Origin of the sequence: Arthrobacter sp. R-11 (assembly GCF_049913155.1) — a bacterium.
Taxonomy (GTDB): domain Bacteria; phylum Actinomycetota; class Actinomycetes; order Actinomycetales; family Micrococcaceae; genus Arthrobacter.
The window spans coordinates 984,198-996,974 of record NZ_CP183979.1 but is presented as its reverse complement, the minus strand read 5'-3'; the positions used below and the strand labels follow the sequence as shown (position 1 = coordinate 996,974).

The window sequence follows — 12,777 nt, the reverse complement described above, 5'->3', positions numbered from 1 at the left end:
AGGGCCTCCCTCGGCCCCGTCTGTACCCCCTAGTGTTTTAAACATGACTATTGCCAAGGCCTACGCTGCTACATCCGCTACGGAACCCCTTGTCCCCACCACCGTCGAGCGCCGCGCGCTCGGTCCGCACGACATCCTGATCGACATCAAGTTCGCCGGAATCTGCCACTCCGACATCCACACCGTCCGCGGCGACTGGGGCCCCGTCTCCTACCCGCTCACGCCCGGCCACGAAATTGCCGGCGTCGTTTCCGAAATCGGCAGCGAGGTGACCCGCCACAAGGTGGGCGACCGCGTCGGCGTCGGCTGCATGGTCAACTCCTGCCGCGAATGCGAACAGTGCCTGGCCGGCCAGGAGCAGGACTGCCTGAACGGCAACGTGGGCACCTACGCCGCCACCGACCGCGACGGCACCGTCACCCAGGGCGGCTACTCCAGCCACGTGGCGGTGGACGAGGCCTTCGCCGTCCGGATTCCCGAACGCCTGGACCTCGACGTCGCCGCGCCGTTGCTCTGCGCCGGCATCACCACCTACTCCCCGCTGCGGCGCTGGGGCGCCGGCCCGGGCAAGAAGGTCGCCGTGATCGGCCTGGGCGGCCTGGGCCACATGGCGGTTAAGCTCGCCCACGCCATGGGTGCCGAGGTCACCGTGCTGTCCCAGTCGCTCAAGAAGCAGGAGGACGGCCTGCGCCTGGGTGCGGACCACTACTACGCCATGAGCGACGAGAACACCTTCGAAGAGCTGGCCGGCAGCTTCGACATCATCATCAACACCGTCAGCGCCGCCATCTCCCTGGACGCCTACCTGGGCCTGGTCAAGCCGCACGGTGCGCTGGTGTGCGTCGGCGCTCCGGGCGAACCACTGGACCTGCAGATCTTCAGCCTGATCGTCGGCGGCAAGTCCCTGGCCGGCTCCAACATCGGCGGCATCCGCGAGACCCAGGAAATGCTCGACTTCTGCGCCGAACATGGCATCGGGGCCGAGATCGAGGTCATTCCGGCGGAGAAGATCAACGAAGCCTACGAGCGCGTCCTCGCCTCGGACGTGCGCTACCGCTTCGTGATCGACACGGCGACGCTGTAAGGGCTCTGCTGGGGCGGCCGGGGCCCCGGGGATTTCCACCGGAGCAAACGTTGGTTACCCCCTCAAATTTCAGGGGGTAACCAACGTTTGCTCGGGTCATTCTTGTATCAAAAGTCAGTCGGTCGTGGCCGGCTCGCGCCCCGGCACGTGGCCCACCAGGGCCAGGGTCGTTGCCGGCTGTGAAAAGCCGAGCCCTTGGAAGAAGCTGAGCTGGGCCGGAGCCATTGCGGTGACCTTTATTCCGTCCCCTTATGGCTCGTGTCTCACAAGCATCCACGATGATCTCCCGCTGTAACCTATCGCGTCACGCCCTGCGCCCCAGCGCCGTACAGCTCCTCCAGCAACCCCACGAGCCTCCGCCCCGCAGCAGTGAGCTCACCTTTCACCCACGCGGCATGGACCGGCACCGGCGGGGCGTCCCGCACCGGACGGTACACGAGGCCGCGGCGCCGGTACTGGTGCGCCGTGGCCTCCGCCGTCACGCCGCGGGCCTTGCCGCTGCTGATCAGCGTCAGCCAGTCGTCCACGCTGTGGATTTCCATGGTCTTCGCGGGCCGGGACTCCGCCGGCCAGAGCTCCAGCGTGGTGCTCCCGGTCCGCACGTCAATGGCCAGCGGCCTGTCCGCGATCTGGGCCAGGCCCACGCTTCGCCGGCGGGCGAGGGGATCGTCCGCGGCCATGGCGCAGAAGCGTTTCTCGCTCCCGATCCGCCGCAGCTCCACGTTCCGCGCCGCCGTCTTCCCAAGCGACGGCGCCCGCCGCAGGATCGCGACGTCGCTCGTCCCCTCAAGCAGCCCCGCCGTCGGGCTGTTGTCCATGACCAGCTCAAGTTCTGTGTCCGGGTATCCGGCCGCCCAGCGGCGCTGCAGCTCCAGCGTGTGGCTGCCGAGGGCCGACCACGCGTAGCCGAGCCTCAGGCGCCCGCCGCCCTGTGCTGCCCCTTCCAGCCCGACGACGGCGGCAAGCGCCCGCCGCGCGTGCGCCAGGGCGCGCTCCCCCGCCTCCGTCAGGGAGACGCTCCGGGTGGTGCGGTGGATGAGCCGCACGCCAAGGTGTTCCTCGAGCGCGGCGAGGTTACGGGAAACGGCGGTCTGCGAGATCCCCAGGCTGATCCCGGCATCCGTGAAGGTGCCTTCGTCCACCACCGCCACGAAGCACCGCAGCTGCCGGAATTCGATGTCCATGAGGCGATTCTATTCATGCGATAGACGCATGAATACGCCGACCCGTGCATTATGTGGATGCCGCCCGAGGCCCGAGACTTTTGGCATGAATAAAGGCAGGAGCACCGCACGCGGCGTGGCCACGCTGATGGCCAGTTCTTTGTCGAACCAACTGGGCGCGGCGAGTGGGTCCCTGGCGTTCCCGGCCATCGGTCCGCTCGGCGTTGTCGCGGTGCGGCAATTGATCGCGGCCGCGGTGCTCTTGCCGATCGCCCGGCCCAGGTTCAGGAGCTTCACCCGGCAGCAGCTTTGGCCGGTGCTCCTGCTCGCGGTGGTCTTCGGCACCATGAACCTCGGCCTGTATTCGGCCATCGAACGCATCGGCCTGGGCCTGGCCGTCACCTTGGAATTCCTGGGGCCGCTGTCGATCGCCCTCTTCGGTGCCCGCAGCAAGGCCGGAGCCTCCTGCGCCCTCGCGGCGACGGCCGGCGTCGTGGCCATCACGCAACCAGGCCCGTCCACGGATTACCTCGGTATCGCCATGGGCCTGGTGGGAGCTGCGAGCTGGGCCTCATACATCCTGTTGAACCGCACCATCGGGCAACGCATCCCGGGCATCGAGGGCACTGCCGCAGCCATGGCCGTCTCCGCCACGGCATTCCTGCCGGTGGCCGTCGTCATCCTGCTGAGCCGCCCCGTGGACTGGTTCGTCATCGTGTGCGCGGTCAGCGCCGGGGTCCTGGCCTCCGCGGTTCCGTACATCGCCGACCTGCTGGCCCTGCGCCATGTGCCCGCCGGGCTGTTCGGCATCCTGATGAGCGTGAATCCGGTGTTCGCGGCCCTGATCGGGCTCCTTGCCCTGGGCCAGTCCCTGGATCTGTTGCAATGGGCGGGAATCCTGGTGATCGTCGCTGCGAACGCCGCCGTGCTGCGGCTCAGGCACTAAGGGCGGTCAGTTAACGAACGACGGCGACACCCCGCTGCTGCGGAATGTCGCCGTCGTGCTTGGTCCGGAAGTCGTGCATGGCCCCGGAAGGAGCCGGCTACTCGGCCGCTTCCACGTGCGGCACGAACCGCACGAACATCGCCTTGAAGCCTGGGGTATTGGACACGCGTGCCACGTTTTCCTTGTGCACCAGCGCGTTGGCCTCCGGGAAGTACGCGGCCGCGCAGCCTTCGGCGGTGGGATAGGCCACCAGGCGGAACTTGTCCGCGCGGCGTTCCGAACCCTGGAAAACGCTGATGACGTCCACGAGATCCCGGTCCTGGAAGCCCTGTGCTGCCAGGTCCTTCGGGTGGATCAGGATAACCCGGCGGCCGTCTGAGATACCCCTGTAGCGGTCGTCCAGGCCGTAGAACGTGGTGTTGTACTGGTCATGGCTGCGGAGGGTCTGCAGCACCAGGTGGCCGGCCGGCGGAGTGAGGTATTCCAGGGGGCTCACCGTGAAGCGGCCACGGCCAATGTCGGTCTTGAAGGAACGCGTGTCCCGGGGTGGGTTTGGCAGCACGAAGCCGGCCTTGTTCCGCACCCGGGTGTTGAAATCCTCGAAGCCCGGAAGGACGCGGGAGATGTGGTCCCGGATGACGTCATAGTCCTCGGCCATGGCCCGCCAGTCCACGGGGTGCTCCGGGCCGAAGGTGGCCTCGGCCATGCGGGCGATGATCACGGGTTCGGCCAAGAGGTGCTCGGACACCGGCTGGAGCCTGCCCTGTGTGGAGTGCACTACGGACATGGAGTTCTCCACGGAAAGGAACTGGATGCCCTTGGCATGCTTGTCGTCGCGGTCCGTGCGTCCCAGGGTGGGCAGGATCAAGGAGGTCTTGCCGTGCACAATGTGTGAACGGTTGGGCTTGGTGGAGATGTGGACCGTAAGGCCGGCACGCTGCATGCCCGCTTCCAGCGCTTCGGTGTCCGAGCCCGCCGCGGCGAAGTTGCCGCCCATGGCAACAAACACGTCCACGTCGCCGTTTTCCAGGGCGTGCTGGGTTTCCACGGCATCATGGCCGTGCTCCCGCGGGGAAACGATCCCGAATTCGCGGTCCAGCGCTTCCAGGAGCGGCTCGGCCGGCTTTTCCCAGATGCCCATGGTGCGGTCGCCCTGCACATTGGAATGTCCGCGCACAGGGCAGGCACCGGCACCGGGCTTGCCGAAGTTGCCCTGCAGCAGCAGGACGTTGACCATTTCCTTGATGGTGTCCACCGAATGCGGCTGTTGGGTGACGCCCAGGGCCCAGCAGAAAATGGACGCCTTGGAGCGGATCAGCATCCCGGCCACGGTCTCGATCTGCTCGCGGGACAGGCCGGTGGCTTTCTCCGTCTCTGCCCAGTCCAAAACCGAACGCGCCTCGGCATAGGCTTCAAAGCCATCCGTCTGGGCGTCCACGAAGGCGCGGTCCACCACAGTGCCCGGGTTCCGCTTTTCCTCTTCCAGGAGCAGGTGGCCCAGGGCCTGGAACAGCGCGAGGTCCCCACCCACCTTGATCTGCAGGAACTCATCGGCAATGGGGGTGCCGTTGCCCACCACGCCCGCAAAAGTCTGCGGATCCTTGAAGTTGAACAGGCCTGCCTCGGGCAGCGGATTCACGGCCACCACCTTGCCGCCGTTCTCCTTGCATTCCTGCAAGGCGCCCAGCATGCGGGGGTGGTTGGTGCCCGGGTTCTGGCCGACCACAAAGATCAGCTCGGCCTCGTGGAGGTCCTCCAGGGATACCGTGCCCTTGCCGATGCCGATGGTGGGGTTCAGCGCCGAGCCAGAGGATTCGTGGCACATGTTGGAGCAGTCCGGCAGGTTGTTGGTGCCGAGGGAACGGGCGTACAGCTGGTACATGAACGCCGTCTCGTTCGCCGTCCGCCCGGAGGTGTAGAACACGCAACGGTCCGGCGTGCTGGCCCGGACGTGCTCCCCGATCAGTTCGAAGGCGTCCGCCCAGGAGATCGGCGAGTAGTGCGTCTCGCCGGGGCGGATCACCACCGGTTCGGCGAGCCTGCCCTGGTTGCCCAGCCAGTATTCGGTCTTCTGCGACAGCTCCGCGATGGAGTGCCGGGCCCAGAATTCGGCCCCGACAGTCCGCAGCGTGGCCTCTTCCGCAACGGCTTTGGCACCGTTCTCGCAGAACTCGGCAGCCTTGCGCTTGCCGTCCGTTTCCGGCCAGGCGCAGCCCGGGCAGTCGAAGCCGCCTTTCTGGTTAAGCCTCAGCAGGGACTGCACCGAACGGGTCACCCCGGCCTGGGCCACGGCGCGGTCCAGCGCAACCATGACGGCCTTGATGCCGGCGGCTTCCTTCTTGGGCTTGTGGACCTCGAGTTGTGCTTCATCGATGTCCGCGATGGGCGCGGGCTGCTTGGTGAATTTCATTCTGGGGCGTGCCTCACTGTGGATCTGTCGCTGTGGGTGCGTTACTGGGCCAGCTGCGAGAGGGTCTCCCGCTCGGCGCCGATGGTGGTGTTGTCACCGTGCCCGGTCCGCACCACCGTGTCCGCTGGCAGCGTCAGGAGACGCTTCCGGATCGAGGCGAGGATGGTCGGGTAGTCGCTGAACGACCTGCCGGTGGCGCCGGGACCGCCATTGAACAGGGTATCCCCTGTGAAGAGGGTCCCCTCGCTCTCAAGGTAGAAGCAGGTGGAGCCAGGCGAGTGCCCGGGCGTGTGGATCGCCTTCAGAGTGGCGCCGCCTACCGTGAATTCTTCGCCGTCCGAGAGGAATTTATCGGGTTGGACGTCCGGGTAGACCTGCTTCCACAGCACCATGTCCTCGGGGTGCAGGTGGATGGGGGCGCCGACGGCGGCAGCCACTTCGCGCGCGGCGCCGATGTGGTCGTTGTGCGCATGGGTCATCAGGATGGCCAGCACCTTCCGGCCACGGACCTGCTCGACGATCGCGGCGGCGTCGTGCGGGGAGTCGATGATCACGCACTCCTCGTCATTGCCCACGATCCAGACGTTGTTGTCCACGTCCCAGGTGCCGCCGTCCAGCGAAAACGTACCCGAGGTGACCCGGTTTTCTACGGTGACCGCCATCAGAGTTCCACCACCGAACGCAGGACCTCGCCGCGGTGCATCTTCTCGAACGCTGCCTCCACATCGCCCAGGCCGATGCGCTCGGAGACGAAGGCATCCAGCGGCAGGCGGCCGAGCCGGTACTGGTCCACCAGCATCGGGAAGTCGCGGGACGGCAGGCAGTCGCCGTACCAGGAGGACTTCAGCGAACCGCCGCGGCCGAACACATCCAGCAACGGAAGCTCAAGCTTCATGTCCGGCGTCGGGACGCCCACCAGGACCACACGGCCGGCGAGGTCACGGGCGTAGAAGGCCTGCTTGTAGGTCTCCGGGCGGCCCACGGCGTCGATGACGACGTCCGCGCCATTGCCCCCGGTGAAGTCACGGATCGCCTCGACGGCGTCCACCTCGCTGGAGACCACGCCATGCGTGGCGCCCAGGGTCTTGGCGAGTTCCACCTTGGCGGGGTCGAGGTCGACGGCGATGATCGTCGTCGCACCTGCGAGCTTCGCCCCGGCGATGGCGGCGATGCCGACGCCGCCGCAACCGATGACGGCGACCGACTCGCCGCGCTTGACCTCGCCGGTGTTCATGGCGGCACCGATGCCGGCCATGACGCCGCAGCCGAGCAGGCCGACGGCGGCGGGGTCGACGTCGTCGTCGATCTTCGTGCACTGGCCGGCAGCCACGAGGGTCTTCTCCGCGAAGGAACCGATGCCCAGTGCCGGGGAAAGCGGGGTGCCGTCCTCCAGCGTCATCTTCTGGGTGGCGTTGAACGTGGCGAAGCAGTACTGCGGCTGGCCCTTGGCACAGGCCCGGCAGTTCCCGCAGACGGCACGCCAGTTAAGGATGACCCGGTCACCCGGCTTGACGTCGGTGACATCCGGGCCGACGGCGCTCACCACGGCCGTGGACTCATGGCCAAGCAGGTAGGGGAAATCGTCGCCGATGCCGCCGAGCTTGTAGTGCAGGTCCGTGTGGCAGACACCGCAACTCAGGACGTCGACCAAGGCCTCGCCCGGACCCGGCTCAGGGACCAGGATGGTCTCGATGGTAGCGGGAGCGTTCTTTTCCCTGACAACGACCGCTTGTACCTTGTGAACCACGTTTCCTTGTTCCTTCCATTGACCGGACGCAAGTCTCCGATACGACTTACAAATACTACGAGCCGGGCCGCCCGGAGACGGCTACCCAAAGGAATAGCGCGGATGCCCGAAAGGGTGGTTCCGCAGATTCTCCCCAATTGCGCATTACGCAACAGTCTCCACATAGTGCGTATTGAAAATATGGCAGGCGTCACACGCGGGTGTCAATCCCCGCCGCCCCGACAGCTGCGGAATCCTGCGGAGTACCGGAGGACGGGTGGGCGGCAACCGCGACCGCGTGCTCGGCGAGCACCCCGGTCTGGTGCCGGATCTTCAGGCGGTAGAGCAGGATACCGGCTACGGCCACCGCTCCGACGAAGAAGACGCCGCCCCACTGCAGGTACCACTCAAACGGCGGCACGGAGTTGTAGATCTCCTGGCGGGGCCAGATGAGGTTGATCGTCATGGCGGCGCCCCACAGCACGGCCAGGAGGTTCACCACGAAGCCCCACTTGCCGAGGCTGAAGCCCACCTCGGTGCCGTCGTCGGGCAGCGGCCACTTCTTGAGGAAGCGGCGGCGCAGCATCGGCACGGTCACCAGCAGGTAGGAAAGGTAGATCAGCACGATGCTGATGCTGGAGAGAATGGTGAAGATTGCCGGCTGTGCCACGTTGACGATCAGCGGGATGATGGCCAGGACGCCGATCACGATCGCGGCAACGGTGGGGGTCTTGCGGACCGGGTCCACCTTGCTGAGCTGGCGGCTGAACGGGAGGTTGTTATCCCGGGCCATGGCGAACATCATGCGGATCGCGGCGGCGTGCACGGCCAGGGTGCACACCACCACGGCCACCACGATGCAGGCCAGGAACGCCTTGCCGAAGGGGCCGCCCAGCACGGACAGCACGATGTACTGCAGTCCGCCGTCGGCCTCGCCGATCTTGGGATCATTCAGGTCCGGTGCGGCGAGGATGCCGCCGAAGAGCAGCAGGCCGCCGAGCAGGAAGGACGCAGTGACGGCGCGGATGATGGCCTTCGGTGCGGTCTTCTTGGGGTCCTTGGTTTCCTCGCCGAGCGAGGACGCGGTGTCGAAGCCGTACATGACGTAGCCGGAAGCCATGGCGGCGATCAGGAAGACGCCGAAGAAGCCCATCGGGTGGTCCTGACCGAAGCCTGAGGTGTCGAAGAGGACGCCCGGGCCGTTCACGACATGCCAGAACAGGGCCACAATCAGCAGCGCTGCGGCGATCAGTTCCACGAAGACACCGATGCTGTTGATCTTGGTCATCAGCTTCACGCCGAAAGCGTTGATCAGGGTGGAAATGACGATCATGATCGTGGCCAGCAGCACGCCGTTGACAGCGAAGTCGTACGGGCCGGTGCCGTCGCCGATGATCTGGAAACCGTCCCAGAGCTGCGGCAGGGTGATCTGCAGGGCCAGGGCCACCGAGCCCAAGGCCACGATGGACGAAATGAGCAGCAGCCAGCCCGAAAGCCAGGCCCACGTGCCCGTGCTGAGCCGCTTGGCCCAGTTGTAGACGGAGCCGGCCACGGGATAGCGTCCGGCCAGTTCCGCGAAGCAGAGTGCGACCATCAGCTGGCCGACGAAAACGATGGGCCAGGACCAGGCGTAGGCCGGTCCGGCGGTGGAGAAACCAAAGTAGAACAGTTGGAAAACGCCGGTCAGGATGGAGATGTAGCTGACGCCGGCGGCGAAACTTGCGAACTTCCCGATGCTGCGGTCGAGTGTCTGGGCGTAGCCGAACTCGTCCATTCCGCTGCTGTCAGCGGTCTTGCTTGTGCCAGTGCTGCGCATTTCTGACATCTGAGCTCCTAAATCGAATGGCACGATGTTTCCCGCCGCGCCTGGAGGCCGGCGGGACCGGCCGGGCGTGCCTCATCGCACGCCCGGCCCGTGTCCCCCTTGAGTGGTGCTTGCCTGCTGTACCGCCCACCCTTCGGTGGGCAGGTCTTAGGCGGGCTGGCCGAACCAGCCGCTGGGAGCGGGCTGGATGTTCTGCCAGATGTGCTTTGCCTCGCGGTATTCGTTGAGGCCCGCGCTGCCAAGTTCACGGCCAATGCCAGACTTGCCGAAACCGCCCCACTCCGCCTGCGGGACGTACGGGTGGTAGTCATTGATCCACACCGTCCCGTGGCGGAGGGCGCCAGCAACGCGCTGCGCTTTCGATGCGTCCGAAGTCCAGACCGCCCCCGCCAGGCCGTATTCCGTGTCGTTGGCGATGGCAATGGCCTCGGCTTCGGTCCGGAAGGTCTCCACGGTCAGCACCGGGCCGAATGACTCCTCCCGCACCACGCTCATGCCAGAGCGGCAGTTGCCGAGCACGGTGGGCGGGTAGAAGAAACCGTCCGCCAGGATCCCGTCCTCGGGGATGTAACCGCCGCACAAGAGTTCGGCGCCCTCCGCAATGCCGGCCTGGACGTAGGCGTGGACCTGCTCGCGGTGCTTTGCGGAAATGAGCGGGCCGGTCTCTGCATCGGCATCAAAAGGTCCACCCATCCGGATCTTTTTCGCCCGCTCCACTACCTCGGCGACGAAACGCTCGGCGATAGTCTCCTCGACAACAAGCCGGGCCCCGGCCGAGCAGACCTGGCCAGAGTGCAGGAAGACAGCAGTCAGGGCATTGTCAACGGCAGTGTCCCAGTCCGCATCCGCGAAGACGACGTTCGGGTTCTTTCCGCCAAGTTCGAAGGCGACGCGCTTCACGGTCTCCGAGGCGGCCGCCATGATGGTTTGGCCCGTGGCCAGGCTTCCGGTCAGGGAGACGAGATCCACACGCGGGTCCGAACTCAGCGTATGCCCTACCCTCGAACCCTTTCCGGTGACCAGGTTCGCAACGCCGGCGGGAACCCCGGCTTCTGCCAGCGTTTCCATGAGCAAGATGGCCGTGGACGGCGTGAGCTCGCTGGGCTTGAGCACGAAGGAGTTCCCCGCGACGAGTGCCGGTGCCACCTTCCAGGCCGCCTGCAGGAGCGGGTAGTTCCATGGCGCGATGAGGGAACAGACGCCGAGCGGTTCGTAAACCACGCGGCTGATGGCATTCGGCCGGCCCGTGTCGATGACCCTGCCGGCGTCAAGGCCTGCGATCTTGCCGTAGTAGCGGAAGCACGCGGCGATGTCGTCAATGTCGTATTCGGCCTCGACGAGGCGCTTGCCGGTGTCCAGCGCCTCGGCGCGGGCATAAGCCGCTTTGTCCCGCTCAAGCAGCCCGGCGATGCGAAGCATGACCTCGCCACGTTCGATGTCCGTCAGCCGGCGCCATGGGCCGCCGTCGAACGCTGCCCGGGCACTGGCGATCGCCCGCTCCGCGTCCTCGACGGTGGACGACGCGACAACAGCCACCTCGCGTCCGTCTGCCGGGCAGCGCACAACTGTTGTCCCGCCGTCGGATGCCTGGTGCCAGCCGCCGTCGATGTAGATGCCGCGGACGGTCTTGGTTTCGGTTTCCGTAACGGTCATTGTCCTAGCCCTTCACTTTCTGGCCGCGGGAGTTGTCACGCTCAAGCGGCGAGATTCCGTGGCGGTAGAACTCGGTGTGCTGCGCCGCCAGCGGGGTCTTGCCGAGGATCAGGTCCGCAGCGCGTTCGGCCAGCATCATCACCGGGGCGTAGATGTTGCCGTTGGTGACGTACGGCATCGCGGAAGCGTCCACGACGCGCAGGCCCTTGGTGCCGTGCACGGACATGTCCAGCGGGTTGACCACGGCCATGGGATCGGATTCCGGGCCCATCTTGGCAGTGCAGGACGGGTGCAGGGCGGTTTCGGCGTCGGCGGCCACCCACTCCAGGATCTCCTTGTCCGTCTGGACGCTCCGGCCGGGAGAGATCTCGCCGCCGTTGAACGGTGCCATGGCGGATTGGCCCAGGATGTCGCGGGAGATGCGCACAGCTTCGACCCATTCGCGGCGGTCCTGGTCGGTGGAGAGGTAGTTGAAGATCATGGACGGGTGGACGGTTGGGTCCGTGGACTTGATCTTCAGGCTGCCCCGGGCGTCCGAGTACATCGGGCCGATGTGCACCTGGTAGCCGTGCTTCGCGTCGGCCTTCTGGCCGTCGTAGCGGACGGCGACCGGCAGGAAGTGGAACATCAGGTTCGGGTACGCCACGTCCTCGTTGGAGCGGACGAAGCCGCCGCCTTCGAAGTGGTTGGTGGCTGCCGGACCCTTGCGGCCGAAGAGCCACTGCATGCCGATCCACGGCATGCGCCAGACGTCGAGGGCCGGCTGCATGGAAACGGGCTGGGTGCAGGCGTGCTGGATGTACACCTCGAGGTGGTCCTGGAGGTTCTCGCCCACACCCGGGAGGTTGACCACGGAGTTGATGCCGAGGGACTTCAGGTGCTGGGCATCTCCCACGCCGGAGAGCTGCAGCAGCTGCGGGGTGTTGATGGCGCCGCCGGAGAGGATCACTTCGCCTGCGTTGACGGTGTGGAGCTTGCCGTTGCGGCGGTAGGTGACGCCGGTGGCCACGTTGCCCTTGAAGTTGATCTTCGTGGCAAGGGCCCGGGTGAGGACTGTCAGGTTCGGGCGGCCGACGTTGGGACGCAGGTAGGCACGCGATGCGGAGAGCCGCTGGCCCTTGTGGACGTTGCGGTCGAAGGGCGCAAAGCCCTCCTGGCGGTAGCCGTTGACATCGTCCGTGAGCGGGAACCCTGCCTGCTGGGCGGCCTGGAAGAAGGACTGGAAGAGCGGGTTGGTGGCGGGGCCACGCTCCAGGACGAGCGGGCCGGAGTGGCCGCGGAACTCATCGTCCGGATCGGCCGCGAGGGTGTTTTCCATGCGGCGGAAGTACGGAAGGCAGTGGGCGAAATCCCAGGTCTCCATGCCGGCGTCGGCACCCCAGCGTTCGTAGTCCATGGGGTTGCCGCGCTGGAAGATCATGCCGTTGATGGAGCTGGAACCGCCCAGGACCTTGCCGCGGGCGTGGGCGATGCGGCGGCCGCCCATGTGCGGCTCCGGGTCCGACTCGTAGCGCCAATCGTAGAAGGGGTTGCCGCTGGGGAACGTCAGGGCCGCCGGCATCTGGATGAACAGATCCCAGGGGTAGTCGCTGCGGCCCGCTTCCAGGACGAGGACGCTGCGCGTGCCGTCCTCGCTCAAACGGTTGGCCAGCACGGAGCCGGCGCTTCCCCCACCAACGATGACGTAGTCGTAGCTAGTCTCGGTCATTGTGCAAGTCTCCTTGTGCCTCGACGCGGATGCGGCTTGGTGCCAATACCGAAGCCCATGGCGCTGCATGCGGGCGCCGCTGGCCCAGAGGGCCAATCTCCGCGGGACCTCGCCGGTGTGGCGCAGGTCATATATGAGAGGCTAGCCGAGCTTGAACATATGTTCAAGACTTCGGCTGGACATTTGTTCAAAAAGGAGCGCACTCTCGGCTTTGTGGGGTCTCTGGCCGCACCAGCCGGCCGGTTTTTGGCACGTCAGGGCC

General features: G+C 66.3%; 9 protein-coding genes. 2 read left to right on the top strand and 7 right to left on the bottom strand.

Annotated features, from left to right (window positions below; genetic code table 11):
• The first annotated feature begins 43 nt into the window (after positions 1-43).
• A complete protein-coding gene (locus ACN9M4_RS04485; protein ID WP_426302367.1) occupies positions 44-1,084 on the top strand; it encodes an NAD(P)-dependent alcohol dehydrogenase in 1,041 nt (346 codons plus the stop codon).
• Positions 1,085-1,380: 296 nt separating this feature from the next.
• Here ACN9M4_RS04485 and ACN9M4_RS04480 read toward each other — a convergent pair whose 3' ends face one another.
• A complete protein-coding gene (locus tag ACN9M4_RS04480) occupies positions 1,381-2,268 on the bottom strand; it encodes a LysR family transcriptional regulator (RefSeq protein WP_426302366.1) in 888 nt (295 codons plus the stop codon).
• Between the two features lie 85 nt (positions 2,269-2,353).
• On the opposite strand from ACN9M4_RS04480, the gene ACN9M4_RS04475 reads away from it, so the two are divergent.
• Entirely contained in the window at positions 2,354-3,193 is an 840-nt protein-coding gene (locus ACN9M4_RS04475) for an EamA family transporter (protein ID WP_426302365.1), read from the top strand.
• A 97-nt stretch (positions 3,194-3,290) separates the two neighbouring features.
• Here the strand turns inward: ACN9M4_RS04475 and ACN9M4_RS04470 are convergent, their stop codons facing one another.
• From ACN9M4_RS04470 to betA, 6 genes are all read right to left on the bottom strand, one after another.
• Positions 3,291-5,603 carry an FdhF/YdeP family oxidoreductase gene (locus ACN9M4_RS04470; protein ID WP_426302364.1) on the bottom strand — a complete coding sequence of 771 codons (2,313 nt, stop codon included), beginning with the start codon at positions 5,601-5,603 and terminating at the stop codon, positions 3,291-3,293.
• Positions 5,604-5,644: 41 nt separating this feature from the next.
• On the bottom strand, positions 5,645-6,265 hold the full coding sequence (locus tag ACN9M4_RS04465) for an MBL fold metallo-hydrolase (protein ID WP_426302363.1): 621 nt from the start codon (positions 6,263-6,265) through the stop codon (positions 5,645-5,647).
• A complete protein-coding gene (locus ACN9M4_RS04460) occupies positions 6,265-7,350 on the bottom strand; it encodes an S-(hydroxymethyl)mycothiol dehydrogenase (RefSeq protein ID WP_426302362.1) in 1,086 nt (361 codons plus the stop codon). Before ACN9M4_RS04460 ends, ACN9M4_RS04465 begins: the two co-directional genes overlap by 1 nt.
• 190 nt (positions 7,351-7,540) lie before the next feature.
• A complete protein-coding gene (locus ACN9M4_RS04455) occupies positions 7,541-9,154 on the bottom strand; it encodes an APC family permease (RefSeq protein ID WP_426302361.1) in 1,614 nt (537 codons plus the stop codon).
• A 147-nt stretch (positions 9,155-9,301) separates the two neighbouring features.
• Positions 9,302-10,807 (bottom strand): aldehyde dehydrogenase family protein, encoded by a 1,506-nt coding sequence (locus ACN9M4_RS04450; RefSeq protein WP_426302360.1) that lies wholly within the window; start codon positions 10,805-10,807, stop codon positions 9,302-9,304.
• A gap of 4 nt (positions 10,808-10,811) precedes the next feature.
• Positions 10,812-12,515, bottom strand: coding sequence for a choline dehydrogenase (betA, locus tag ACN9M4_RS04445; RefSeq protein WP_426302359.1), 1,704 nt, complete (start codon positions 12,513-12,515; stop codon positions 10,812-10,814).
• Between the last annotated feature and the right edge of the window lie 262 nt (positions 12,516-12,777).